Source organism: Saccharopolyspora shandongensis (assembly GCF_900106995.1).
GTDB lineage: Bacteria > Actinomycetota > Actinomycetes > Mycobacteriales > Pseudonocardiaceae > Saccharopolyspora > Saccharopolyspora shandongensis.
In genome coordinates this window covers 1-22,783 of the sequence record NZ_FNOK01000014.1, presented here as the reverse complement: position 1 = coordinate 22,783, position 22,783 = coordinate 1, and the positions used below count along the sequence as shown (strand labels likewise).

The following is a 22,783-nucleotide window of genomic DNA, read 5'->3' as shown; positions in this document are numbered from 1 at the left end:
CGCGTGCCTTACCCCTGCCCATGCGTCATTCCGTCCGCCGAGGACACTGTCTCACTGCCGCCTTTGATCCCGATTACCGCTAGGCCGCTTCTTTCCGGTGCGCATCTCCGCGGAAGCTGATGGCCATCCGCCACATCCTGATCTCCCTTACCAGCCCGGGGATTTCCCTCAGCAACAGCGCTATCAATCCCACGCAGATCAGAACTGCCTGCAGGATAAGAATTTTCCTCGCCATTCGTCCTCCCTCCCGATCAACCCGGCGAGACGTTCGGCATGATCTCGAGAATCGCGTTGTGGTGCTTCCACTCGATCCCGGTCGAACGGCGGGCGTCGGCCGTGCCATCGGCGTGGTGCCCCGCTTGCCGCCGGGACGGGCCCCGGTTCCCTTGGTGCAGCCCCGGGATGTGACCGGGAGTATCGACCTTCACATCTTCCCGGCCGACCTTGATCTCACCCATCGCAACTCCTCCCGTCTTCCGCCAGTGCCGCGAAGAACTGCTCGATCGCCGGCCACACGGTTGAACCGCCGGACAGCCCGCTCCACTCCCGGCGAACCACGGCGATCAGCCGGAAGCAGTCCTCGACGGGCACGATCCAGTGCTCCCGCTGCCCGCGTGCGGTGTTCACCAGCAGCGCTTCGACCTCCCGGGCCATCGTCCCGAGCTGTGCATGCCGGTCCACGACCTCCTGCCAGATGTGCGGATCGACCTCCCACTCCGCGGCTCCCGCCGGGCTGGGGTAGTGCGCGACCACCGCGCCGTCCGACTGGATCGTGAAGAAGGCCAAGCCGACCGGGACGCCCAGGTCTGCCGTGGGAACCGGCTCCAGGCGCTGGCGCCGTTGCGGCACGAGCCGGAGGTGATCGCCGCCGGCGGCATCCCGGTCGAACAGCACCGCACACGCCCGGCAGGCGCACATGAGCTCACGTCGCCCCAGGTCCAGCACGTGGCGGTGTTCGTCAGGAACCGGCGCGCCGCAGACATCGCAGGGTTGTCCTTCCGCACGCCGGCGGACTTGCCGAGCCAAGCGCTCCAAGGCCGCGGACCTCACGCCTGCCTCCGCTCGCTGTCCCGAGCGCGGCTCAGCACGGCGTCCACCGAGATCATCGATGGCGAGGCAGGCTGCGCCACGTCGACCTCCGCCACCTCGGGCACCAGGGCCAACACCGTTTCGGTGATCGCCTGCGCCACGTCGGCGGACTTCGACGAACAGGTCCCGCTCACTCCGGTCAGCCGCACCCGCGCGACGCTCCCCGCCACCTCGGTCAGCTCCACCCGGCCGCCCCGCGACTCGACGTGCGGGCGGACGTCGTCGATGGCCTGCCGCACGCGGTCGGCCACCGAATCCGGATGGATCTCGTGCAGGACCATCAGGTGCTTCAGCAACTCGTCCTGGGCGAACGTTCGGGCGAGCGGCCCGGCGAGGTCCACGACCCTGCCCAACGCCTCGCCGTAGACCTCGATCAGGATCTGCACCGATTCCACCGCCGCGTCGGCGGTCGGCCCCGGTGCCCGCTCGACGGTTTCGAGCAGGTCGTCGACGCGGGCGAGCCGCTTCTGGACCGCCGCGTCGTCGAGGCTGCTCCGGTCAGCCATGCGCTCCTCCGAACGTGGGCGAATGCATCTTCCTGAGCTCTCGGCCGCCTCCCAGGTACATGTGCACGCCGCAGGGCAAGCACGGGTCGAAGCTGCGCACCGTGCGCATGATGTCGATGCCCTTGAAGTCGTCCGCCCCGTTCTCCTCGAAGATCGGCGTTCCGCCCACCGCGTCCTCGTACGGGCCGGGCACGCCGAAGCTGTCGCGCGGGCTGGCGTTCCACGGGGTCGGCGGGTACGGGTGGTAGTTCGCGATCTTCTTGTCCTTGATCACCAGGTGGTGCGAGAGCACGCCGCGGACCGCCTCGTGGAACCCGCATCCGATGGCCTCGTCGGGCACCTCGAAATCCGTGAAGGTCCGGCTGTCGCCGGTTCGCACCTGCTCCATGGCCTGCTCGGTGAAGTGCAGCGCCATGGCCGCGGCGTAGGCGACGAAGTACACCCGCGCCCGATCCCGCTCGATCGCGTTCGACAGCGGCTTTCCCGCCTTGTCGTGCGGAATGCGCCATTCGAGCGTCGTCTCGGGCAGCTTGTCGCTGCGCGGCAGGGAGATCTGCACGCTCGACCCGGTCGCCCGGACGTAGGGGGTCTCGACGAGACCGTTCAACGCGGTGGACCACAACCGCGCCAGCGGCCCTCCGCCGGTGTCCAGCGCCAGGTGGTTCTGCCCGTCGAACCACCGCGGGCTCATCACCCAGCTGTAGTTCCCGTCGAAGTCGCGCTTCTGCGGTACGGGCACGGTCGTCTGGTTCCACGGGTGGCGGATGTCCACCGGGTTCCCCAGGGGATCGCGGGTCACGAACGGTTCCTCGTTCACCCAGTCCTCGTAGAACGAGCTCCCGAGCAGGATCCGGATGCCCAGGTTGATGTCGACGAGGTCGTTCGTGACGAGTTCCCCGTCCACGATGACGCCGGGCGTCACGTACATCGCCTTGCCCCAGTCGCTCATCGTCTCGTAGCGGTAGTCGCAGACGTCGGGGTTCTGCCACGCGCCCCAGCAGCCCAGCAGCACCCGGCGCCTGCCGACCTCCTCGTACCCCGGCAGCGCCTCGTAGAAGAAGTCGAAGACGTCGTCGTTGAGCGCGACGGACTGCTTCACGAAGTCCATGACCCGCACCAACCGGGACAGGTAGTCGGTGAAGGTCGTCGGCTCGGGCATCGTCCCCACCCCGCCCGGGTACATCGTGGACGGGTGCACGTGCCTGCCTTCCATCAGGCAGAACATCTCCCGGGTCACCCGGCTGATCTTCAGGGCCTCCTTGTAGATCTCACCTTCGAAGGGGTTGAACCCCCGCATGATGTCGGCGATGGTGCGGTAGCCGTGCACGTCCCGGTTCTTGGCCTCGGCGGACTCCGCGCGCCGCAGCAGCGCCGGGTTGGTCTCCTTGACGATCGCCTCGCAGAAGTCCACGAAGACCATGTTGTCCTGGAAGATCGTGTGGTCGAACATGTACTCGGCCGCTTCACCGAGGTTGACGATCGTTTCCGCCAGCGGCGGCGGTTTGATCCCGTAGGCCATCTGCTGCGCGTAGTTGGAGCACGCCGTGTGGTTGTCCCCGCAGATGCCGCAGATCCGGCTGGTGATGAATCCGGCATCACGCGGGTCCTTGCCCTTCATGAACACCGAGTAGCCGCGGAACAACGATGACGTGCTGTGGCATTCGGCGACCTCGCCGTTGGCGAAGTCGATCTTGGTGTACACGCCGAGGTTTCCGATGATCCGGGTGATCGGATCCCAGTTCATCTCGACGAGCTTGCCCTGCTTCGGTCCAGCGCTGGTTCCGCGATCGGCCATGGTCCGGTTCTCCTGCCTTCCTCGTCAGCCACTGCCTACGGACGCCAACGGGGGTCGTACCCACTCGTCAGCACCGGCTGCTTGTGATGCCACTTCGGTTCCTTGTTCGCGACCCTGTTGGTGATGCCGCGCATCCGCCGGATGAACGACCCGTAGGGCTTGGCGAGGATGCTGGACAGGCTCGCCCCCGTCGGTTCGTCCATGAACGGCATGAACATGTCCGGGAATCCCGGCATGGTGCAGCCGATGCAGATGCCGCCCACGTTCGGGCAACCGCCGACCCCGGATATCCAGCCGCGCTTGGGCACGTTGCAGTTGACCACCGGGCCCCAGCAGCCGACCTTCACCTGGCACTTCGGCGAGTTGTAGTCCTTGGCGAAGTCGGCCTGCTCGTAGTAGCCCGCCCGGTCGCAGCCCTCGTGCACGGTCCTGCCGAACAGCCACTGCGGCCGCAGCTTCTCGTCCAGCGGCGGCGCCGGCGCAGTGCCCGCGGCGTGGTACAGCAACCACGTCAAGGTCTCCATGAAGTTCTCCGGTTGCACCGGACAGCCCGGGATGTTGACGATCGGGAGGCCGCCGCGGGACTTGAACTCCCAGCCCAGGTAGTCGGCGAGCCCCATGCACCCGGTGGGGTTGCCGGCCATCGCGTGGATTCCGCCGTAGGTCGCGCAGGTGCCGGCCGCGACCACTGCCCACGCCTTCGGCGCGAGGTGGTCGAGCCACCAGTTCAGCGGCAGCGGCGCACCGGTCTCCGGATCGTTGCCGAACGACGTCCAGTACCCGTCGCCCTCGATGACGTTCTGGTTCGGGATGGAACCCTCGATCACCAGGATGAACGGCTTCAGCTCACCGCGCGCCGCGGCGCGGAACGGCTGGAGGAACTCCTCCCCGCCGGGCGTGGGCGAGAGAACCTTGTTGTGCAGGTTTATCTTCGGCAGTCCCGGAATGAGGCCGAGCACCACGTCCTCGATCGAGGGTTGTCCCGACGCCGTCACCGACACGGTGTCGCCGTCGCAGCTCATCCCCTCGGAGATCCACAGGATGTCGATCTCATCGAATCCACTTCGTCGCGCGGCGCGCTGCTCCGGCATCTCCAGCTCGTCGTCGGCAGTCATGTCGCGGTCCTCCCCTGCAACGGATCTCGTGTCCGGTGGTCGTGTGCGATCAGGTCCTGCTGCAGCATCAGGAGCCTTCCCCCCTTGCCCCGGTGGTGTCGCGCAGCGAGCGCATCGTGCCGTGCAGCCGCGCCAGGACCTCGGACGGCATGCCGTCCACCCGGTCGAGGATCTCGGCGGCACGAGGATCGGTGGCCCGCGCTTCGCTCTTCTCCGCATCGGTCAGCGCGAGCGTCAGCAGAGACAACATCTCGTCGATCTCGGTCGCGTCGTGCAGATCACCCGGGCTTTCCGGGGCGACCTCGGGGTGATCGGGCAGGAGGATGGGCGAGGACAGCACCAGATCCGCGTCATCGCCGATGAGGACGGGGAACGCGTGGATGTTGCGACTGGCTGCCACCGCCGCCGAAACCTCGCCGGGCGGGTCCATCATGGAGCAGAACTCCAGTCCGCGTCCGCTGATCAGCACGTGCGTAGCCACCAGCGAATGCCGGAGCGCAGCCGGACGAGACGCATCTTCATCCACGCCGCGATCGAGATTCTCGACTCGCACCCGCAGGCGGTAGGTCCCGTCTCCCACCCGCTCGGCGGACGCGGACAGCGACGCGGCGACGGTCTCCGAGCGCCGCAGGATCCGGCCGCTGTCGCCAAGCGGTTCGATTTCCGTGGCGGCGGGAAGCCGGATTTCGCGGGCACATCCACCATCGAGGAGCTCTGGCAGCCTCGCGTGCAGATCGAACTGCTGGGGCGCGGCTTCCTCCGTCGACAGGTGCCGCGTGCCGTCGGCGTCCAACGAATCCACCGGGACGAACCCGCCGTCGACAGCGCGTTCGGCGGTTCGCAGCACGACCCGCAAGAAGCGGAGCCGGATGTCGGCCTCGGCCTCTTCCTGCCCGCCCCGAACGTGGAACAGGCATTCCGTCTGCTGCTGCCACGATTCCACCGAGCCCGCCACCACCGGCGGCACCGGCCCATCCGCCTCGACCCACCGCCGCGGCGCGACGATGCCGAACTGCCATCGCACGCGGTTCTTCCCCGAAGAACGCCGATACGGGTAGAGCAGGTACCCCTCGTAGAGCACCGCGTCGGCAACCGCTTGAGCCCGCGCGAACTCCGTGCCGGGCACGACGGGCCCGGGTTGGCTGTCCTTCGGTGCGACGCTCATCGGTTTCTGCCCCCAGCTTGGCTGCTGCCGTGCAGAAGGAGGATCGTGCGCTTCCCGCTGATCAACGGTCGCCCCACGGCAGTCCTGGTATTGATCCGGTTGTCACCCCGTGCCCGCAGGCCTGATGACCGGCCCGGAAAGGCATCGACGCGGAGGTGCTGCGCGATTCCGTCCAAGCTACGGCGGCGCCCGCAACGCCCACAAGTCGATCTGCCCGCACCCGGGGCCGGCCACCTTGCCGTGCCGCACGACGTCGATCGGCACCAATTCCGCACAGGGTGGATTCGCGGTGCTCAACACTGCGTGCTGACGTTGCTGCCGCATGAGCGGATTCGTTCCGCAGAAGTCCTTGGCGGTCAGCGAATCAGAGTTGCAGGCCGCAGGAGAGCACGAACGAGGGCCGACGAGAGTCCGCTGTGGACGCTGGCGGTGCTTGCCACCCGGTAGTGCCAGCGGACCGAGCCGATCGCGAGCGATCCACCGCGACATTCGACCCGTCTACGGTGCGGGGCTGACCCGGTCCGAACGGAACAGGCCAGCCCCGACCGGCGTCACCGCGAAGCCAACCGCCTTGGACGGGCGGTTGGCGCCTCTTGACTACCCCGCACACCGAGCGCCGAAACCATCCGCAGCGGGCGTCTCCGGAGTCGCTCGCTGTTCCTGCGAGACCGAACCTGACCGGCTCGCGGCCTCGGCGAGTTCCATCAGCCCCGGGTCGAGGATCGGACCGAACTCCTCAGGGCAGGGAACACGACAGGCTGTCGCCGCCCACCGAGCGCCCTCGGCCCGGGCGCACTACTCAGGCCGAATGCGGGCGCGTCATGAGTAGTTCACCCCGTACCCGGCGCAGGTGTCGGACGTCACAGTGGATAGCACGACCGAAACAGAAATCCACCGACGAATCGGGGTGTGACCATGTCCCAGCTCATCCTGCAATCCCACAATGAGTCACTGACTTCCTGCTCCCTGGACGAACTCGATCGCCGCGCCAAGCTCGCGGAGCTCTGCATGAACCACGCGCTCGAACAGCAGTGCTGGGACCTCGTACAGCGGCACCGCCACGAAGCGCTCGTCGTCCAGGAGGAGATCCACCGGCGCCTGAACGCCCTCGAGGACTTCCCCGGCCACATCGGAACACGCCTCGCTGAGTGGACCGACGACACGGCCGACTCCTGGTCGGACCAGGACGACGCAACCTGGGACTGGGCCGACACCACGAACGAGAGCCCCGACCGCCCCGGTCCCTGGCATGGCTGACGCCGGAGGGGCGTCCGACTCGGCGGTTTCGCGCTACTCGAAGTCCGCCCCTCCAGGTCCTCCATCCCATTCCCAGCGGGCATCGAAATCCGCGCAGGAGATCGCAAGCGTGCCGCCTATGAACACGATCTCGTGCCTGCACCCGTGCTTCGCCGGGAGGATCTCGTCGAGAAGTACAGGTCCCAGATCGTTGATGCTTGCCCCCGGTGCAGCCAGACGAAGGTCCGACACCTGCGCGTACCTGATCACGAGCCCTGAGTCGTGCTTCCACTCGTTCGCCCCGAAGCGGACCTCGAAGCCCGCGTCGCCGTCACCGGCCAAGGACGCGCCGACCAGCTCAAGATCCTTGACGCACCTCGGACTGCCGAAGTCGTAGTGGCCTGGATCCGTCGCGAAGGCGCCGGCCCCCTTCGGCAGGTCGTCGACGAGCTTCGGCAGCTCCGCGACGTAGCCGCGGGGATCGAGCCAAAACCCGCCCGCCGCCGGATTCCACTCGACCTTGACGAACTTCATTCAGCAACCTCCCGCGCGGCGCAACAGCATCCACTTACCACCAGTGCCCTTGGGGTCGTTTCTCCATGCACTACGCATGGATTCGATCGCCTCGAATCGGCGAACTACTGGATTGTCAGCCAGCCCTTGAACTTCTGAGAGCAGGCGGGCGTGCGCGTCAACGGAACCTCGGCGGAGGAGTGGATCAGGACTTCCTCGACGCGCCGTCGTTCATGGCGATCAGGCGAGCAGGTGGGCGGATGCGAGGTCGAGGACCTCTGTTCGGGTTCGGGGGCCGTGGTCCGCCGCCAGCAGGTGCTTGGCTATCGCCAGGGAGAAGGCGATCATGCAGCGGGCTTCGACGTCGTCCTCATCGGCGCAGAACTTCCGGAACTGCTCGCGGGCGTAGTCCATGCGGCGGTTGTCGACTCGGCGGAGGCGCTCGGCCACCGCCGGGTCGTATCGGGCCCAGTCCCGGACCGCCAGGTCGATCGGGACCAGTTCGTCGGAGAACGTGAGCATGCCCGCCCGGCGGACCTTGTCCCTCGCGTCTCCGCACTCGGTTTCCACCTGGTCGATCACCTCGTCGATGCTGCGTTGTTCCCAGGTGTTCAGCATCGCTTCGAGGAACGCGTCGCGGTCCTTGAAGTGCCAGTAGAAGCTTCCCCTGGTGGCACCGAGCTCCTTCGCCAGCGGCTCGATCCGGACCGCGTCCGGGCCGCCGCTCGCGAGGGCCTTCAGGCCCGCTTCGATCCACCTGCTCGGCGGGGTGCGGGTCGGTGCCGCCATTGACCTGCTCCTGTTCGGTCGCGCGTGCGCGGTCAATTGACTACTCCCCGTCGTGAAGGGCGGAGATTCTTGATCTCGGCGCCCGACACGGCATGGTGGGGATTTCTGGCTCAAGCTGCCTCCCGGCTCTGCGAGCCGGGAGGTCTTCCGCTCTCATCACCAGCCGGGTACAGCCCAGCCCGGACGAGCATCACATGCGCCGAGTTCTTATCCCTCGGAGACGCGTGGCCGCATGCGGTGCAGGTGTAGGTACGTTCGGACAGCGGCAAGGCGTGCTTGGTTCTCGCTCCGCACTTGGCGCAGTCTTTGGTCGTGTTCTTCGGGTCCACCAACACGACCTGTCGGCCGTGCTTGCGGCCCATCATGACCAGTTCGTTCTTCGTGGCCGTAATCGCCGCATCGGCGGCTTTGCGAGCCATCGTGGTTTTGGCCAGGAACTTCGGGCGGAAGTCCGCAACGGCGATCGCATCATGGTCGGTGACCACGCGCTTAGCCCACGTGCGGGCGGTATCTTGGCGTTGCCGGGCGATCTTCTTGTGCGCCTTGGCCGCTTGGCGTTGTGCCTTGCGGTAGCCCTTGGTCTGGGCCTTCCCGCGCGGTGCGCGGCGTCGGGCCATCATGCGCTGATACCGGGCAAGTTTCGCCGCCGCGTTCTTACCATGCTGGGCGTGGGGGAGGTCGTGATCGTCGGATGTGGTGGTGGCGGTTTCCTTGACTCCCCAGTCGATACCGATCACACGGCCTGTTTCCGGGAACGGCTGGACCTGGGTTCCGACCACGAAGCTCGCGTACCAGTGGCCCAGCGCATCGCGGTACACCCGCACCGAGGAAGGCGCGGCGGGAAGCTCTCGGGACCACACCACAGCAGCCACGATGCCGCCCGCCAGGTGCAGGCGAGAATCCTTGACGCGGAACCCGCGCAGCGTGTAATTCAGGCTCGGCGCAGCAAGGGCTTTCTTCTTGAACCTGGGCATGCCGGCGCGCTGCCGCATCGGCAGACGCGCCTTGATGTCCTTCAACGCCTTGGCCCGGGATTTCGCGAAGTCACGGATGATCTGCTGCTGCGGCACCGACGCACCGCCCCCTAGCCACTCATGCTCGCCGCGCCAGCCGGTCAGAAGCTTGTCCAGGTGCGCGGGTCCGCATTTCTCGCCCGCACGGTGCGCAGTACGGGATTGCTCCACGCACTGGTTCCACACCCAACGGCACCGATCCCACTCGGCCAGCAGTGCGCGGCCAGCGGCGCGGGAGAGACGCAAACGATAGGTGTACCGAGCATGCCCGGCATCCCTCATCTCGTCGCTCGCTCGCATGAACGATCATTGTAGGTGTTGGTTTATGGAGATCACCAAGCCCTTCCGCACTGGTCGGGTCTGGGTCCTACTTCGCCGGATCCGTCGGGGGCGCGTCAATCTCCGTCGTACGCCAGTACATCGAGCAGCAAGCCCGACCCACCGTCTGAGCGGCCACCTCAGGTGCAGAACTGACGCGCTTCCTCCCCGCCCTCAAGGACGGGGCATCCCCGCCACGTTCCTCCGGTGAAGCATCGCCGGCGTGCCGGGTTGACGTTGCCTTCCCGGCACCACTAGCGTCATCCATACAGTACTGAATGGATGGTGGAAGCGGTCCACCAACTTCCCGTGGAGGAGCAGCCATGGTTGAGTCCACAACGCAGACTTCGGCCGCAGCGCGCGAGATCGAGGTACCACCGGGAGCACTCGCTCTGTGCACGCTGGCCCGGATCGACTACCAGAACGCCGTCATCGCCGAGTTCGACGGCGTGGCCGACCGGACCGCCGAGCAGTGGGCTCGCGCGATTCTCGAAGACCAACCGCCAGCGATGCGCGAGGCCATGACGAACAGGTTCGGCGCGCTCGGCGTGCGGCTCGGCCCGATCCCGTCCGACGACCACGTGCTCGGTTGGCAGGTGCGGCAGCGCACCCCGGACCAGGTGCTGCTCGGGGCCGGATCCACCATCGGGCTGCTTCCCGAGATAGTCGTTCAGCGCGCGGATGGCGCCCTGGTGTTCGCCTACTTCAACCAGCGCGAGACGGACGAGGCGCGGGCGCGCTGGGCCGCCGCCGAGCACATGCACGTGCCGGCGATGCTCAAGCTCCTCCAAGGCGCCGTGGACCGGTTCCGCTCGGATCGCTAGCCCTGCGGCGGAGCACCCGCCGGTGAACGTCAGGCGGCGGGCAGCAGCACCGAGGAGTCCGGTTCGCGCCCGGTGCCGAAGCCGCCGGCGATCGATCTGGTTTCCAGGTCCACGATGCCGACCTGATCGACGTCTCCGAGCTGCGAGACGTAAGCCAATGGCGCTGTCGGGTGGAACGACACCGCCGATGGCGCGCCCGGCAGCCCCAGGGACCAGAGTCGCCGCAGGTCCGGGGTGAACGCGGTGAGGCTGTTGTCCGCGATGTCGGTCACCAGCACGACACCGTCGGGGCGTGCGTACACGCGCAGCGGATCACCTGGCACGGACACCGTCGTGCGCACCGTCATCCGCTGCGCGTCCAACGCGACCAACCTCCGGCTGCGCCGGGCGCCGACGTAAAGGGTGCGTTCGTCGTGGCTGAGGCAGATTCCCTCGGGACGCTCGCCCGGTGTCATCACGACGGGCCGCGCGACCGGGTCGTACGGCCGGACCAGGCTGGCCGTGTGCGAGAGCAGCCCTGTCACGTAGGCGCGTTCGCCGTCCCGGCTGATCGCGAACAGGTGCGTCTTGATGCCATCGGTCGGCACCGCCCGCGTCGGTTCCTGGTCCACGGACGGGTCGTCGAAGCCCAGCAACGTCGCCTTCGCCTCGCTCAGCGCGTACAGGCGATCCCGCGCGTCCACGCCCACACCGTGAATCCGGTTGAACGGCCGGAGATCCACCGTTCGGATCAGCTCGCGCGCGGCCAGATCCAGCACGAAGACCGCAGCGCCGCCTTCCCCGGTGTCGGAGGACGTCCGGACGCCGTAGTGACCGACGTAGGCCCATCGCCGCCCGGAATCCGCCGCGAGTTCGTGCGGGTATTGCGGCAGCGCGATGGAATCCTGGCGCCGCCCGGTCGATGTTTCGTAGAAGCTCACCGCATGGCCGCTCTTCTCGACCACGGCGAGCACATCGACTCCGGGCGGCGCCGCCCGAATCGCGGACGGAGCCACCGCGGCCACCGCCGCGGCGTTCCCGATTCCCTTGATCACCGCACGCCGGGTCACCATGCGCCGATCTTCACATCCGCGCGGGACTCCGGAACGGAAGCCGCCGGAAAATCACCGGGACGCCCGATGCGCGCGGGTGCGATCGGCCGAATCCGGCTTACGGATTCGGGAACTCCGGTCCGGCGTAGGTCGTTTTCACCTCCACCTCGCCGTCGACGATCTGCCGGCGGAGCCGGTCCAGTTCGGCGCGCACGTGGTCGGGGACGTCGGGAGCGAGGGTGAGGCGCACGGCTTCGGGGGATTCCAGGCCGATCCGGACGTTCTCGCCGCCGTGCAGCTTGCCGTGGGCGAAGTCGTCGATGGCGCGGAAGACCGCTTCGCCCGAGTCGGCGACGGCGGAGCCGGCGAAGACCGCGGGGTCGTCGGCGGCGAAGTCGCGGACGTTGCCGAACTGACGGCCCTTCCCGGTAGTCCTGATGGCCTCGGCGACGCCGGGGCGCCCGGCGTTGAGCATGGTGAAGATGTAGTCCGCGCCCGCGTCGAGTTCCGCGATGGCGATGCGGCGGGCCAGGGCGATGTCGTCCTGGTCCCCGGAGAAGTTGGTCAGCACCCTCGCGACGGGATTGGTGTGCGCGACGCCGTCGACGAAGGCCGCGCGGCCCTTCAGCCCGGGAACCGGGCGGATCCCCGACATGTGGCCGACCACGCCGGACTTCGTGAGCAGCCCGGCGGCGGCACCGGCGAGCCAGGCCGACTGCTCCTGCAGGACTTCGTAACTCGCCAGGTTGGGGCCGGTGACGTCGGACTGCGTGACCACGAACTTCGTCTGCGGGAACTCCGCGGCCACCACCGTCGCGGCGGCGTTGTTCTGCCCGCCCTGCGCCACGACCAGGTCGACGCCGCCGCGGGCCAGGTCCCGCATCGCCGCTTCCAGCTCCGGCTGCTTCGGCGCCACCCGGTCGATGACCGTGATCTGGGCGCCGAACTGCTGCTCCGCCCGCTTCGCGCCGTTGTAGCCCGCCTCCATGAACCCGCCGTCGTGGGTCGGCCCGGCTAGCAGCAGCCCCACGCGCACTCCGGCGGGGGCACTGGCCGGTTCTGGAGCGTTTCCGGCGGGGGCGCCACACGCTCCCGCCGCGAAGATCCCCGCCACAGCCACTGCACTCACGATCACCTTGGGAACGACACGCATGCTCATCCGCCTCTTCTAGATCACGAACGAGCAGGACGGTATACCAACGAGCGCGATTCGAGGGAGACCGAACAAAGGGTCTCAACCTGCGAGATTGACCTCGTCAAAGTCGAAACACGCGCGAAACGAATGTCCGTTCCACCATTGGCGACCACGTTCCCTCGAAATATTGGTATACCAAAATGTGATAAGGTGGACCGATGCATGAAGCGGAGGGAACTCAGATCATCACAGCGGACGACCACGCGCATCTTCGGCGCTGCGTCGAGCTCGCGCGCGAGGCGTTGGAGGACGGGGACGAGCCGTTCGGTTCCGTGCTCGTCGACGCCCGGGGCGCGGTCCGCTTCGAGGACCGGAACCAGGTCAAGGACGGCGACGCCACCCGGCACCCGGAGTTCGAGATCGCGCGCTGGGCGGCCGCGCACCTCTCCCCCGCCGAGCGCCGCGAGAGCACCGTCTACACCTCCGGCGAGCACTGCCCGATGTGCAGCGCCGCCCACGCCTGGGTCGGCCTCGGGCGCATCATCTACGCGACGAGCACCGAGCAGCTGACCGCATGGCACCGCGAATGGGGCATCGGGGCAGGCGAGGTCGCCGCGCTGCCGATCAACGCGATCGCACCGAACGTCCCGGTGGCCGGGCCGGATCCGGAGCTGGCCGACGAGGTTCGCAACCTGCACGCACGCCTGCACGGCATCGGCTGACAGCCGCCCCGGTAAGGGTGGGCTAACCTTCGGGTTCGTGGCTCGGGTTCACCTGATCTCCGGCGCGGCCGGTTCCACCGCCTTGGACGGGACGTGTGCGGCGTACTACGCGTCGATCGCTCAGACCGACGAGAGCCGCGATGGCACCGTTCGGCACCGGCTTCGCCCGGAGGTCGGTGACGGCACGATCGAGGTGACGTCGTTGCGGAGCGGGTTCCACATCGTCCGCTACGACGTCGCGTTCACCGGCGGGCACCAGGTCGGGTACGCGTTCCCCGGCGACCACTTCGAGCTGGAGCACTGCGTCGACGGGAGCATGCGCGTCAGCGAAACCGACGCCGGCGTCGGCGAACTGCACACCGGCTCGGTGGCGTTGAGCCCCCGGTGCGCCACCGGGGGCTCCGTCGCACATCGCGACGGCGAGCGATACCGGGCCGTGTCGATCGCCGGGACCTGGAGCGGATTGGAGTCCTACCTCGGCGGCACGGACGCCCTGCCGGCCACCGGACCCGAAGAAGTCGCGCGCGAGCGGTATCTGGGCCGGTCCGCCGCGTTGCGCCTGGTGGCCGGCCCACTCGAGGAGATCTTCGTGCACCAGCGCTCGTCTCCTGGGCGGCTGCTGTTCCTGGAATCGCGGGTCGTGGCGGCGCTGGCGGCACTGATCGACGGGCTCGCGCTCACCCCGCCGCCCGCAGACGTCCGGGAGCTCGCCCTGGACGACCACGAGGTGGCCGCGCTGCGCCGCGTTCCCGACCTGCTCTGGCAGCGGCGCCACGCGCCGCCGACGCTGGCCGATCTGGCCCGCGCGTCGTCGATGTCGGTCCGGCGCCTCACGACCGGATTCCGCGCGCTGTACGGGACATCGGTGCTGGCGTACCACCGACGGCGCTGCCTCGACCGGGCCGCCGCTTTGCTCGTCGAGACCGACTGGCCCGTGGCCCGGATCGGGCACGAGGTCGGCTACTCCTCGCCCACCAACTTCGGCTACGCCTTCCGGCGCGACCGGGGTGTCACCCCCGCGCGGTTCCGGCAAGCGCATTCCTGACGCTTGGGGAGAGCATCGCCCTCCACATTCGCGGGCACCTCGCTCCACACCACGGCGTCGCCCCGACTCCAACGATGTGACGAGTAGCGGCCACACCGGCCGTCACGCTTCCCCGAAACAGACACCCTCCGTTGGAGACCGATGAACGCCGGCATCGATGTCACTTCCGCGCGGACGGGAGCCGGGCGGCTCGTCATCGTCCTCGGTGGACTCTCGGCGGTATCGCCGTTCGCCACCGACATGTACGCGCCCGGCTTCCCCCAGATCGTCACCTCGTTCGCGACCTCAGGAACGGCCGTCCAACTCTCCCTGACGGCGTGCCTCGTCGGGCTCGCCGTCGGCCAGGTCGTGCTCGGCCCGGTCAGCGACTCGACCGGACGGCGACGCCTACTCCTGGCCGGCTGCGGCCTGTTCACCGCGTTGTCCCTGGTCTGCGCGTTCGCCCCGACCATCGCCGTGTTCGACGTCGCCCGGCTGTTGCAAGGGGCCGCAGGCAGCGCCGGGCTCGTCATCGGGCGGGCCGTCATCAGCGACCGGTTCACCGGCCCCAGCGCGGCCCGCAAGCTCTCGACGCTGAGCACGATCGCGATGACCGCGCCGGTGCTGGCGCCGGTTGCCGGCGGCCTCGTCCTCGGCGTCGGCTCGTGGCGCCTGGTGTTCGTGGCGCTGGCCGCGGCCGGGCTGGTGCTGGTGACCGCGGTCTGGGTGTGGGTTCCCGAGTCGCTGCCCGCCGAGCGGCGCCGCACCGGCGGACTGCGGGCCGCGTTCATCGCCATGGGCGGATTGCTCCGGCGGCGCGAGCTCGTCGGCCACCTCCTCGTCATGGGTTGTGGACTGGCCGCCATGTTCGCCTACATCACCGGCTCGCCCTTCGTCTTCCAGAGCGTCTACGGCTTGTCCCCCACCGGTTACGGCCTCGTCTTCGCCACGAACGCCGTCGGCACCACAGTGGCCGGTGTGGCGTTCGGACGGCTCGCCGGGCGCATGCGGCTCAACTCGCTGCTCGTCATCGGCGTGGCCGTCACGGTCACCGCCGCGATCACGCTGGTCGCGCTGCTGGCCTCCGGCATCAGCACGTTCCCGTCCACCTGGGCCTGCCTGTTCGGCCTGACCTCCGGGTTCGGCGTGCTGCTGCCCGCGTCGACGACCATCATCCTCGCGGTCGGCGCCGATGCCCCCGGAGCCGCTTCCGGCCTGCTCGGCGGCATCCAATTCGTGCTCGCCGCCGCGGCCGCACCCCTGCCCGGCGCCCTGGGCAGCACGACCGCCATGTCGACGGCCGTCGTGGTGCTGGGTTTCGTCCTCCTCTCCGCGTTGGCACTGATCACACTCGCCCGGCCGCGGCAGGGCCATGAAGAACCATCCACAATGGACCAAACATCCCCCGCCGCCTGAACGACCATTGCCTGTTTGTGACGTTCGTATAGGATGCGACATGAACCGGCGGCGGCTCCGCCCGCTCGGGCGGGGCGTGAGGAGAACCGATGGTCGATGCGACGAACACCCGTCCCATCGAGGACGAGGTGGTCAGGGATTTCCGCACCGCCATGTCCTACGGCCAGTACCTGAACCTCGAGCAGCTGCTCGGCGCCCAACAGCCCGTCAGCGAACCCGAGCACCACGACGAGCTGCTGTTCATCATCCAGCACCAGGCGGCGGAGCTGTGGCTCAAGCTCGTGCTGCACGAGCTGCGGACGGCGTGCGAGCACCTCGCGGGCGACCGGCTGCAGCCCGCGCTCAAGGGGCTGGCCCGGGTCAAGCACATCCAGCACACCCTCACCGAGCAGTGGTCGGTGCTGGCGACCCTGACCCCGACGGAGTTCGTGCAGTTCCGCGGATTCCTCGGCAGGTCATCGGGATTCCAGTCCTACCAGTACCGCGCCGTGGAGTTCGTCCTCGGCAACAAGAACGCCGAGATGCTGGAGGTGTTCCGGCACGACGAGCGCGCCCACGCACTGCTGTCCGGGCTGCTCGGACGACCCAGCATCTACGACGAGTTCCTCCGCCACCTCTCCCGGTGCGGGTACCCGGTCCCCGCGCCGCTGCTGACGCGCGACGTCAGCCGCGCGCACACCTACGCGCCCGAGCTCGTGCCCGTCTTCCGGCAGATCTACGAGTCGGCCGAGGAGAACTGGGCAGCCTACGAGGCCTGCGAGGAACTCGTGGACCTGGAGGAGAACTTCCAGTTCTGGCGATTCCGGCACCTCAAGACCGTGGAGCGCACGATCGGGTTCAAACGGGGCACCGGCGGGTCCAGCGGGGTGCCCTTCCTCCGCGACGCACTGGACCTGACCTTCTTCCCCGAGCTGTACGCGGTGCGCACCGAGATCACCCGGTAGCCCGCGATGCCCGGCGAAGAGGAGTGGGTGATCGCCGATTCCGCCTGGTGGGGCCGGTGGTTCGACCGGTGCGCGCGTGGCGCCCCGCGGTCGGTGGCGGACCGTTGCCGCCCTCGTCGGTGCCGCCAGGCGCACGGGTCCGGCAGGTCGGGGGCACGCTGCTTCCCGGGCTGCGCGACGCCCACGTGCACTCGGGCCTGGTGGACCTCCGCGCCGTCCGCGCCGGCGGTATCTCGCAGGTCGACGACCTGGGCAGCGTTCCGGCCTCGGTCGCCGAGCTGCTGGCCGCCGACGATCCGGAGTTGCCGCAGGTCCGGGCCGTCGGGGCGTTCCTGACCGCGCCGGGCGGGTATCCCAGCGACCGGTCCTGGGCGCCGCCCGGTAGTTTCCGGGAGGTGCGTTCGGTGGTCGACGCCCAAGCCGCCGTGGGCGAGCAGCACCGGTCCGGCGCTCGGGCCATCAAGGTCGTCCTGCATCCCGGCGCGGGGCCCACGCTCCCCGCCCGCGTGCTGGCGGAGATCGTCTCCACGGCGCACGGCATGGGGCTGCCCGTCGTCGCCCACGCCGAGGGCGACAACACCGTCCGCGGCGCCTACGAAGCAGGCGTCGACGGGCTCGCGCACACGCCGTGGACCGAACGCATCGAGGACCGGCTGCTGACCGACGTGGCGCAGCGGATGAGCTGGATCAGCACCCTCGACATCCACGGCTACGGGTCCGACACGGCCGAGCTGCGCACCGCGGTCGACAACCTGCGCCGGTTCTGCCACCTCGGCGGAACCATCCGCTACGGAACCGATCTCGGCAACGGGCCGCTACCGTTGGGCATCAACGCGCGCGAGGTCGCCGCGCTGCAAACCGCCGGCCTCGCGCCCGACGACGTGCTGACCGCGATGACCGATCTCGATAGCCCCGCGCCGCCTTGCTGGGTGCCAGGCGGCCTCGATCGGCGGCCGTCCCGGTTCGCCGGTTCCCTGTGCACGGCCCGGGTTCTCGACCCGTCCCCCACGTCCTGACTCGACCACCAGCAGAGGAAGAACGCCATGCCCGACCGCACCGACCTCCTGGCGAAGGCGCACGCGTTGGACGAAGCCGATCCGCTGCGCGGCTTCCGGGACCGGTTCCTGACGCCCGACGGCGCGGACGTCGTCGCCTACCTCGACGGCAACTCCCTGGGGCGACCCGCCGGCGCGCTTCCCGAGCACATGGACCGGTTCATCCACCAGCAGTGGGGCCAGCGCCTGATCCGGGGCTGGACCGACGAGTGGCTCGACTGGCCGGTCACCGTCGGCGACCGCCTCGGCCGGGCCGCGCTCGGCGCCGAGCCCGGGCAGGTCGTCGTGGCCGACTCCACCACCGTCATGCTCTACAAGCTCGCCCGCGCCGCTGTCGCCGCCCGGCCCGGCCGCCGCGAAATCGTCCTCGACACCGACAACTTCCCCACCGACCGCTACGTCCTGGAAGGCATCGCCGCCGAACGCGACCTGGTCCTCAAGTGGATCGAGACCGACCCGGCGGCGGGCATCACCGACGAACAGGTCGCCGCGGCGGTGGGCCCGGACACCGCGCTGGTCGTGTTCAGCCACGTCGCATACCGCTCCGGCTACCTGGCCGACGCCGAGGCGATCACCCGCACCGCGCACCGGGCGGGCGCGTTGGTGCTGTGGGACCTCTGCCATTCGGCCGGCTCGGTGCCCGTCGAGCTCGACGAGTGGGGCGCCGACTTCGCCGTCGGCTGCACCTACAAGTACCTCAACGGCGGGCCCGGATCTCCCGCCTTCGGCTACGTCAACCGCCGCCATCACGGGTCCGCTCAGCAGCCGATCTGGGGCTGGATGGGACATCGCGAGCCGTTCGAGATGGGCCCGGGTTATCACCCCGCCGACGGCATCCGCGGGGTGCTCAGCGGCACGCCCCCGATCCTGGCGATGCTCCCCCTGCTCGCCGGCCTGGACATGCTCGAAGAAGCGGGCATCGAGGCAGTCCGCGCGAAATCGTTGCTGCTGACCGAGTTCGCCCTCGAACTGGCGGAGTCGTGGCTGTTCGACCGGGGCGTGCAGCTGGCGTCACCGCGCGAATCCGAGCGCCGCGGTGGGCACATCACCGTGCGCCGGGCCGACTTCCGGGAGATCACCGACAAGCTCTGGGACCGCGGCGTCATCCCGGACTTCCGCGCGCCCGACGGGATCCGCATCGGCCTCGCCCCGCTGAGCACCAGCTTCGTCGAGGTCCACAATGGTCTTGCCGCGCTGCGCGAACTCGTCGTCGCCTGACGGCCGCCCGGGCGGTCAGGCCCGGGCGCGCTCGCGGAGGACGAAGCGCTGGAGCTTGCCGTTGCTGGTGCGGGGCAGGGCTTCCAGGAACTCGATCGCCCTCGGGTACTTGTAAGGCGCGATGCGCTGCTTGACGAAGTCCTGCAGCTCGGCGGCCTTGTCCGCGTCGCCCACCAGTCCGTCGCGCAGCACCACGTAGGCCTTGACGATCGCGCCGCGCTGCTCGTCGGGCGACGCCACCACCCCGGTCTCGACCACGTCGGGGTGGCCCAGCAGCGCCTCCTCCACTTCGGGGCCCGCGATGTTGTAGCCCGCGGAGATGATCATGTCGTCGTTGCGCGCCTGATACCAGAAGTACCCGTCGCCGTCGCGGACGTAGGTGTCGCCGGTGATGTTCCAGCCGTGCTGGACGTACTGCTGCTGCCGGGAGTCGTTGAGGTAGCGGCAGCCGGTCGGCCCGCGCACCGCGAGGCGCCCCACCGAACCGTCGGGCACGGGTTCGCCGTCGTCGTCGAGGACCGCCGCCTCGAACCCGGGCACCGCCTTGCCGGTGGCGCCCGGCCGGATGTCGTCGTCGGCGGCCGAGATGAAGATGTGCAGCAGCTCGGTGCCGCCGATGCCGTTGATGATCTTGAGGCCGGTCCGCGCGTGGAACGCCTCCCACACCTCCTTGGGCAGGTGTTCCCCGGCCGACACGCAGCGCCGCAGCGTCGCCAGGTCCGCGCCCCGGTCCGCCGACAGCAGTGCTTTGTAGGCCGTCGGCGCGGTGAACAGCACCGTGACGTCGTGCTCGGCGATCGCCTTGGCCAGCTCGTCCGGACCGGCCTTCTCCAGCAGCAGCGACGACGCCCCGACGCGCATCGGGAACACGACCAGGCCGCCCAGCCCGAAGGTGAACCCCAGCGGCGGGGTTCCGGTGAACACGTCGTCGGCATCGGGCTTGAGCACGTGTTCGGCGAAGGTGTCCGCATTGGCCAGCACGTCGCGGTGGAAGTGCATGGTGGCCTTGGGTTTTCCGGTCGTGCCGGAGGTTGGCGCGAGCAGCGCGACGTCGTCGGCGGCCGTCCGCACCGCGGTGAACTCACCGGTCTTCGCCGCGCAGCGGCGGTCCAGGCTTCCGTCCGCGTCGACGCCGTACGTCGCGATGACGACGCCGGGGGTCGCGTCGCGGAGCTCGGCGGCGAAGCGGTGATCGCAGAGCGCCAGGGCGGGGCGGGTGAGCTCGATCAGCTGGCCGATCTCGCCGGAGCGCAGCAGCGGCATCGTGGTCACCGCGACGCAGCCGGCTTTGAGGACGCCGAACCAGCTCGCCACCAGCCACGGGTTGTTGGGGCCGCGCAGCAGCACCCGGTTGCCCGGCTGCAGGCCGAAGTCCGCTGCGAGCACTTGCGCCACCTGGTCGGCGCGCCGCTGGAGTTCGCCGTAGGTCCAGCGCTCGGTCGGCGTGACCAGGCACGGCCGGTCCGGGCCCCACTTCGCCACCGCGTCGTCCAGCAGCACTTCGGCGCAGTTGAGGCGATCCGGGTACGCCAGCCCGGGCAGGTCGAACCGGAACTGCGGCCACTGCTCGCGCGGCGGCAGGTTGTCCCGGCAGAACGTGTCGACGTGCCCGGACAGCGATAACTGCGACGAGGGCTGCATCGGCAGCGCTCCCTCCAACGACGACAGGGGCCACGCGATTGCCCCAAGTATTCACTTGATGTGACGACAGTCAATATCTCGCCATACTGCCCGTCAAGCATGTCGCATTGATGACGGCAGTCAAATTTCAGTGATACGCTCCCGGCATCCGGCACGCCCAGGGAGGACGCCCCCATGAGCCCGTTCCGCGGATCGGTCCCCATCACCGCCGAGTGGGAGCACTTCGGCTTCGAGCACGCCGACGGCGTCGCCACCGTCACCTTCGACCGGCCGGACAAGCTCAACGCGCTGACCTTCGAGGCCTACGCGGACCTGCGCGACCTGCTGACCGAGCTCCCGCAGCGCGGCGACACGCGAGCGCTCGTGCTGCGCGGCGAAGGGCGGGCGTTCTGCTCCGGCGGCGACGTCAACGAGATCATCGGCGAAACGCTGAAGATGGATGCCGGCCGGCTGCTGGAGTTCACCAAGATGACCGGCGCGGTGATCAAGGCGATGCGGGAGTGCCCGATCCCGATCATCGTGGCGCTGCACGGCATGGCGGCCGGCGCGGGCTCCGTCATCGCCCTGGCGGCGGACTTCCGCATCGCGTCGCGCTCGGCGAAGTTCGCGTTCCTGTTCACCAAGGTCGGTCTCTCCGGCGCCGACATGGGCTCGGCCTACCTGCTGCCCCGCCTGGTCGGCCTCGGCCGCGCCACCCAACTGCTGATGCTCGGCGACACCATCGACGCGGCGAAGGCGGAACGGTACGGCCTGGTGAGCGAACTCGTCGAGGACGACGAGCTGGACGACGCGGTGGCCGCGCTCGCCCGACGCCTGGCCACCGGCCCGTTCCAGGGCTACGCCCAGACCAAGGAACTGCTCACCCGAGAACTGGACATGAGCCTCTCCGGAGCCCTGGAACTGGAAGCGGTAACCCAAGCCCTGCTGATGAAAACGGCGGACTACGCGGAGTTCCACGCCGCCTTCAACGCCAAGCGTCCCCCGAACTGGCAAGGCCGCTGACGACCCCGGCCACGTGCGGAGGACACTTCTGACGGATACATCGGGCAGCGAGCATTCGAACAGCAGCCAGGAGACCCGACCACGTCGCCGTCGGCAAGCTCATCGACGTCGTCCACCGCCGCTTTGGCCGTCACCAGCCGGCACGCAAGATCCGGGCAGGTGATTGTGCATCGCTGTCAGCGACGATTGATCAGATCAAGAATGGCAGTGCGATCAGATTCAACGACGACCTCCGCAGGATCACCGAGAACCGCGGCTAAGCTCCATGATTCGGGGCTAGCAAGCCCGATGGCTACCTTCTCGGCTCGTACCGCATCGCCACTGCTCCCGAGCCCAACTCCAGTCGGCTCACGAGCTTCAAGTCGACATGCTTCGACAGCCCCGCGAACAACGTCGGCCCGTGGCCCGCGAGCCTGGGATGCACCACGAACTCGTACTCATCGATCAATCCCAGCTCCGTCAACGCCAGTGGGAGCTTCACGCCTCCTACGAACAGTCCCTTGCCCGACTCCCGCTTGAGCTGCTGAACGGCCTCGGCCAGATCCGTGCGCACGAGTTCCGCGTTCCAATCGACCTGCTCCAGGGTGCTCGACACGACGTACTTCTTTGCCGCATTGATCGTCTCGGCGAAGGGATCCATCCGATCAGGTCTCGCTCCCGCCGACGCCGGCGGCCGCCACGCTGCCTCCATCATTTCGTAAGTCACCCGGCCAAGGAGAAGGGCATCGGCCCTTTCGAGGTTCCCGGCGTGGTGACGATGCAAGTCTTCGTCCGCGGGGATTGCACGATGATCGCAGCACCCGTCCAATGTGACGTTGATGGAGTACCGAAGCGGTCGCATCTCGCGAGAGTACTGCCGATGGGGTACACGGGGCGATACGTCACTTATTGATGGGTAACTCAAATGTGGCGTGGTCGTTGGTTATGGTGTGAAGGTGACGGTGGTTGATGTCAAGCGGCTTTCGCCTGCCTCGCAAGAGGATTTGCGGCGGCGGGTGGTCGCGGCGGTCGAGTCCGGGCGGACGCAGGCGGAGGTCGCGGAGACCTTCGGTGTGGGGCTGCGGTCGGTGTCGCGTTGGGTGAATGCGTTTCACCGTGCGGGAAACCGGGCCTTGGACGCGCGGAAACGTGGCCGGCGTCCCGAGGAGCAGAAGGCGCTGACCGCACGGCAGCAGGCCCGGGTGAAGCGGGCGGTGGTAGGCAAGTTTCCCGATCAGCTGGCGCTGCCGGGG

23 protein-coding genes and 1 pseudogene are annotated in these 22,783 nt (G+C 68.7%); 11 read left to right on the top strand and 13 right to left on the bottom strand.

Annotation, left to right across the window (positions count from 1 at the left end):
* Window positions 1-251: 251 nt before the first annotated feature.
* The 6 genes from BLW84_RS16855 to BLW84_RS16830 form a co-directional block, all read right to left on the bottom strand.
* Entirely contained in the window at window positions 252-458 is a 207-nt protein-coding gene (locus BLW84_RS16855) for a hypothetical protein (protein ID WP_093266420.1), read from the bottom strand.
* A complete protein-coding gene (locus BLW84_RS16850) occupies window positions 451-1,050 on the bottom strand; it encodes a DUF5947 family protein (protein ID WP_218157350.1) in 600 nt (199 codons plus the stop codon). The genes BLW84_RS16855 and BLW84_RS16850 overlap by 8 nt, the downstream gene beginning before the upstream one ends.
* Window positions 1,047-1,595, bottom strand: coding sequence for a NifU family protein (locus BLW84_RS16845; protein WP_093266418.1), 549 nt, complete (start codon window positions 1,593-1,595; stop codon window positions 1,047-1,049). Before BLW84_RS16845 ends, BLW84_RS16850 begins: the two co-directional genes overlap by 4 nt.
* Window positions 1,588-3,390: a nickel-dependent hydrogenase large subunit gene (locus tag BLW84_RS16840; protein WP_093266416.1), complete on the bottom strand. Its 1,803-nt coding sequence runs from the start codon at window positions 3,388-3,390 to the stop codon at window positions 1,588-1,590. Before BLW84_RS16840 ends, BLW84_RS16845 begins: the two co-directional genes overlap by 8 nt.
* A 35-nt stretch (window positions 3,391-3,425) precedes the next feature.
* A complete protein-coding gene (locus BLW84_RS16835; protein ID WP_093266414.1) occupies window positions 3,426-4,505 on the bottom strand; it encodes an NADH-quinone oxidoreductase subunit B family protein in 1,080 nt (359 codons plus the stop codon).
* 67 nt (window positions 4,506-4,572) lie between these two features.
* Window positions 4,573-5,670: a hypothetical protein gene (locus BLW84_RS16830; RefSeq protein WP_143060978.1), complete on the bottom strand. Its 1,098-nt coding sequence runs from the start codon at window positions 5,668-5,670 to the stop codon at window positions 4,573-4,575.
* Window positions 5,671-6,585: 915 nt separating this feature from the next.
* Here BLW84_RS16830 and BLW84_RS16825 point away from each other — a divergent pair.
* A complete protein-coding gene (locus tag BLW84_RS16825) occupies window positions 6,586-6,927 on the top strand; it encodes a hypothetical protein (protein ID WP_143060977.1) in 342 nt (113 codons plus the stop codon).
* Between the two features lie 33 nt (window positions 6,928-6,960).
* Here the strand turns inward: BLW84_RS16825 and BLW84_RS16820 are convergent, their stop codons facing one another.
* The 3 genes from BLW84_RS16820 to BLW84_RS16810 form a co-directional block, all read right to left on the bottom strand.
* A complete protein-coding gene (locus BLW84_RS16820; protein ID WP_093266410.1) occupies window positions 6,961-7,440 on the bottom strand; it encodes a hypothetical protein in 480 nt (159 codons plus the stop codon).
* 219 nt (window positions 7,441-7,659) lie between these two features.
* Window positions 7,660-8,208 (bottom strand): TetR/AcrR family transcriptional regulator, encoded by a 549-nt coding sequence (locus tag BLW84_RS16815; RefSeq protein ID WP_093266408.1) that lies wholly within the window; start codon window positions 8,206-8,208, stop codon window positions 7,660-7,662.
* A 110-nt stretch (window positions 8,209-8,318) separates the two neighbouring features.
* Window positions 8,319-9,521, bottom strand: a complete 1,203-nt coding sequence (locus tag BLW84_RS16810; protein ID WP_093266406.1) for an RNA-guided endonuclease InsQ/TnpB family protein — start codon at window positions 9,519-9,521, stop codon at window positions 8,319-8,321.
* A 59-nt stretch (window positions 9,522-9,580) separates the two neighbouring features.
* Here BLW84_RS16810 and BLW84_RS50330 point away from each other — a divergent pair.
* Window positions 9,581-9,670, top strand: a pseudogene (locus BLW84_RS50330) (transposase); the annotation flags it as partial.
* A 192-nt stretch (window positions 9,671-9,862) separates the two neighbouring features.
* On the top strand, window positions 9,863-10,363 hold the full coding sequence (locus tag BLW84_RS16800) for a hypothetical protein (RefSeq protein WP_093266405.1): 501 nt from the start codon (window positions 9,863-9,865) through the stop codon (window positions 10,361-10,363).
* A 29-nt stretch (window positions 10,364-10,392) separates the two neighbouring features.
* On the opposite strand, the gene BLW84_RS16795 is transcribed toward BLW84_RS16800, so the two are convergent.
* Together BLW84_RS16795 and BLW84_RS16790 are read right to left on the bottom strand one after the other, a co-directional pair.
* Window positions 10,393-11,415 (bottom strand): YncE family protein, encoded by a 1,023-nt coding sequence (locus BLW84_RS16795; RefSeq protein ID WP_093266403.1) that lies wholly within the window; start codon window positions 11,413-11,415, stop codon window positions 10,393-10,395.
* 97 nt (window positions 11,416-11,512) lie between these two features.
* Window positions 11,513-12,424 carry a BMP family protein gene (locus BLW84_RS16790; RefSeq protein WP_218157349.1) on the bottom strand — a complete coding sequence of 304 codons (912 nt, stop codon included), beginning with the start codon at window positions 12,422-12,424 and terminating at the stop codon, window positions 11,513-11,515.
* A 323-nt stretch (window positions 12,425-12,747) separates the two neighbouring features.
* Here BLW84_RS16790 and BLW84_RS16785 point away from each other — a divergent pair, with 323 nt between their 5' ends.
* From BLW84_RS16785 to kynU, 6 genes are all read left to right on the top strand, one after another.
* The gene (locus BLW84_RS16785; protein ID WP_093266401.1) at window positions 12,748-13,251 is read left to right on the top strand and encodes a nucleoside deaminase; all 504 of its coding nucleotides are present in this window, start codon (window positions 12,748-12,750) and stop codon (window positions 13,249-13,251) included.
* A gap of 37 nt (window positions 13,252-13,288) precedes the next feature.
* Window positions 13,289-14,296: a helix-turn-helix transcriptional regulator gene (locus BLW84_RS16780; protein WP_093266400.1), complete on the top strand. Its 1,008-nt coding sequence runs from the start codon at window positions 13,289-13,291 to the stop codon at window positions 14,294-14,296.
* Between the two features lie 141 nt (window positions 14,297-14,437).
* A complete protein-coding gene (locus BLW84_RS16775; RefSeq protein ID WP_093266398.1) occupies window positions 14,438-15,691 on the top strand; it encodes a multidrug effflux MFS transporter in 1,254 nt (417 codons plus the stop codon).
* Between the two features lie 89 nt (window positions 15,692-15,780).
* Window positions 15,781-16,635, top strand: a complete 855-nt coding sequence (locus tag BLW84_RS16770; RefSeq protein ID WP_093266397.1) for a tryptophan 2,3-dioxygenase — start codon at window positions 15,781-15,783, stop codon at window positions 16,633-16,635.
* A 68-nt stretch (window positions 16,636-16,703) separates the two neighbouring features.
* Window positions 16,704-17,651 carry an amidohydrolase family protein gene (locus tag BLW84_RS16765; RefSeq protein WP_245761199.1) on the top strand — a complete coding sequence of 316 codons (948 nt, stop codon included), beginning with the start codon at window positions 16,704-16,706 and terminating at the stop codon, window positions 17,649-17,651.
* A 27-nt stretch (window positions 17,652-17,678) separates the two neighbouring features.
* Window positions 17,679-18,908, top strand: coding sequence for a kynureninase (gene kynU, locus BLW84_RS16760; protein WP_093266395.1), 1,230 nt, complete (start codon window positions 17,679-17,681; stop codon window positions 18,906-18,908).
* A 15-nt stretch (window positions 18,909-18,923) separates the two neighbouring features.
* On the opposite strand, the gene BLW84_RS16755 is transcribed toward kynU, so the two are convergent.
* Complete coding sequence (locus BLW84_RS16755) at window positions 18,924-20,549, bottom strand: AMP-binding protein (RefSeq protein WP_093266394.1); 1,626 nt, start codon at window positions 20,547-20,549, stop codon at window positions 18,924-18,926.
* A gap of 174 nt (window positions 20,550-20,723) precedes the next feature.
* On the opposite strand from BLW84_RS16755, the gene BLW84_RS16750 reads away from it, so the two are divergent.
* Complete coding sequence (locus tag BLW84_RS16750; protein ID WP_093266392.1) at window positions 20,724-21,551, top strand: enoyl-CoA hydratase family protein; 828 nt, start codon at window positions 20,724-20,726, stop codon at window positions 21,549-21,551.
* A 292-nt stretch (window positions 21,552-21,843) separates the two neighbouring features.
* Here the strand turns inward: BLW84_RS16750 and BLW84_RS16745 are convergent, their stop codons facing one another.
* Window positions 21,844-22,392 carry a dihydrofolate reductase family protein gene (locus BLW84_RS16745; protein WP_093266391.1) on the bottom strand — a complete coding sequence of 183 codons (549 nt, stop codon included), beginning with the start codon at window positions 22,390-22,392 and terminating at the stop codon, window positions 21,844-21,846.
* Between the two features lie 94 nt (window positions 22,393-22,486).
* Here BLW84_RS16745 and BLW84_RS16740 point away from each other — a divergent pair.
* Window positions 22,487-22,783 (top strand): helix-turn-helix domain-containing protein (locus BLW84_RS16740; protein ID WP_177226511.1); only part of this gene is annotated, 297 nt, incomplete at its 3' end.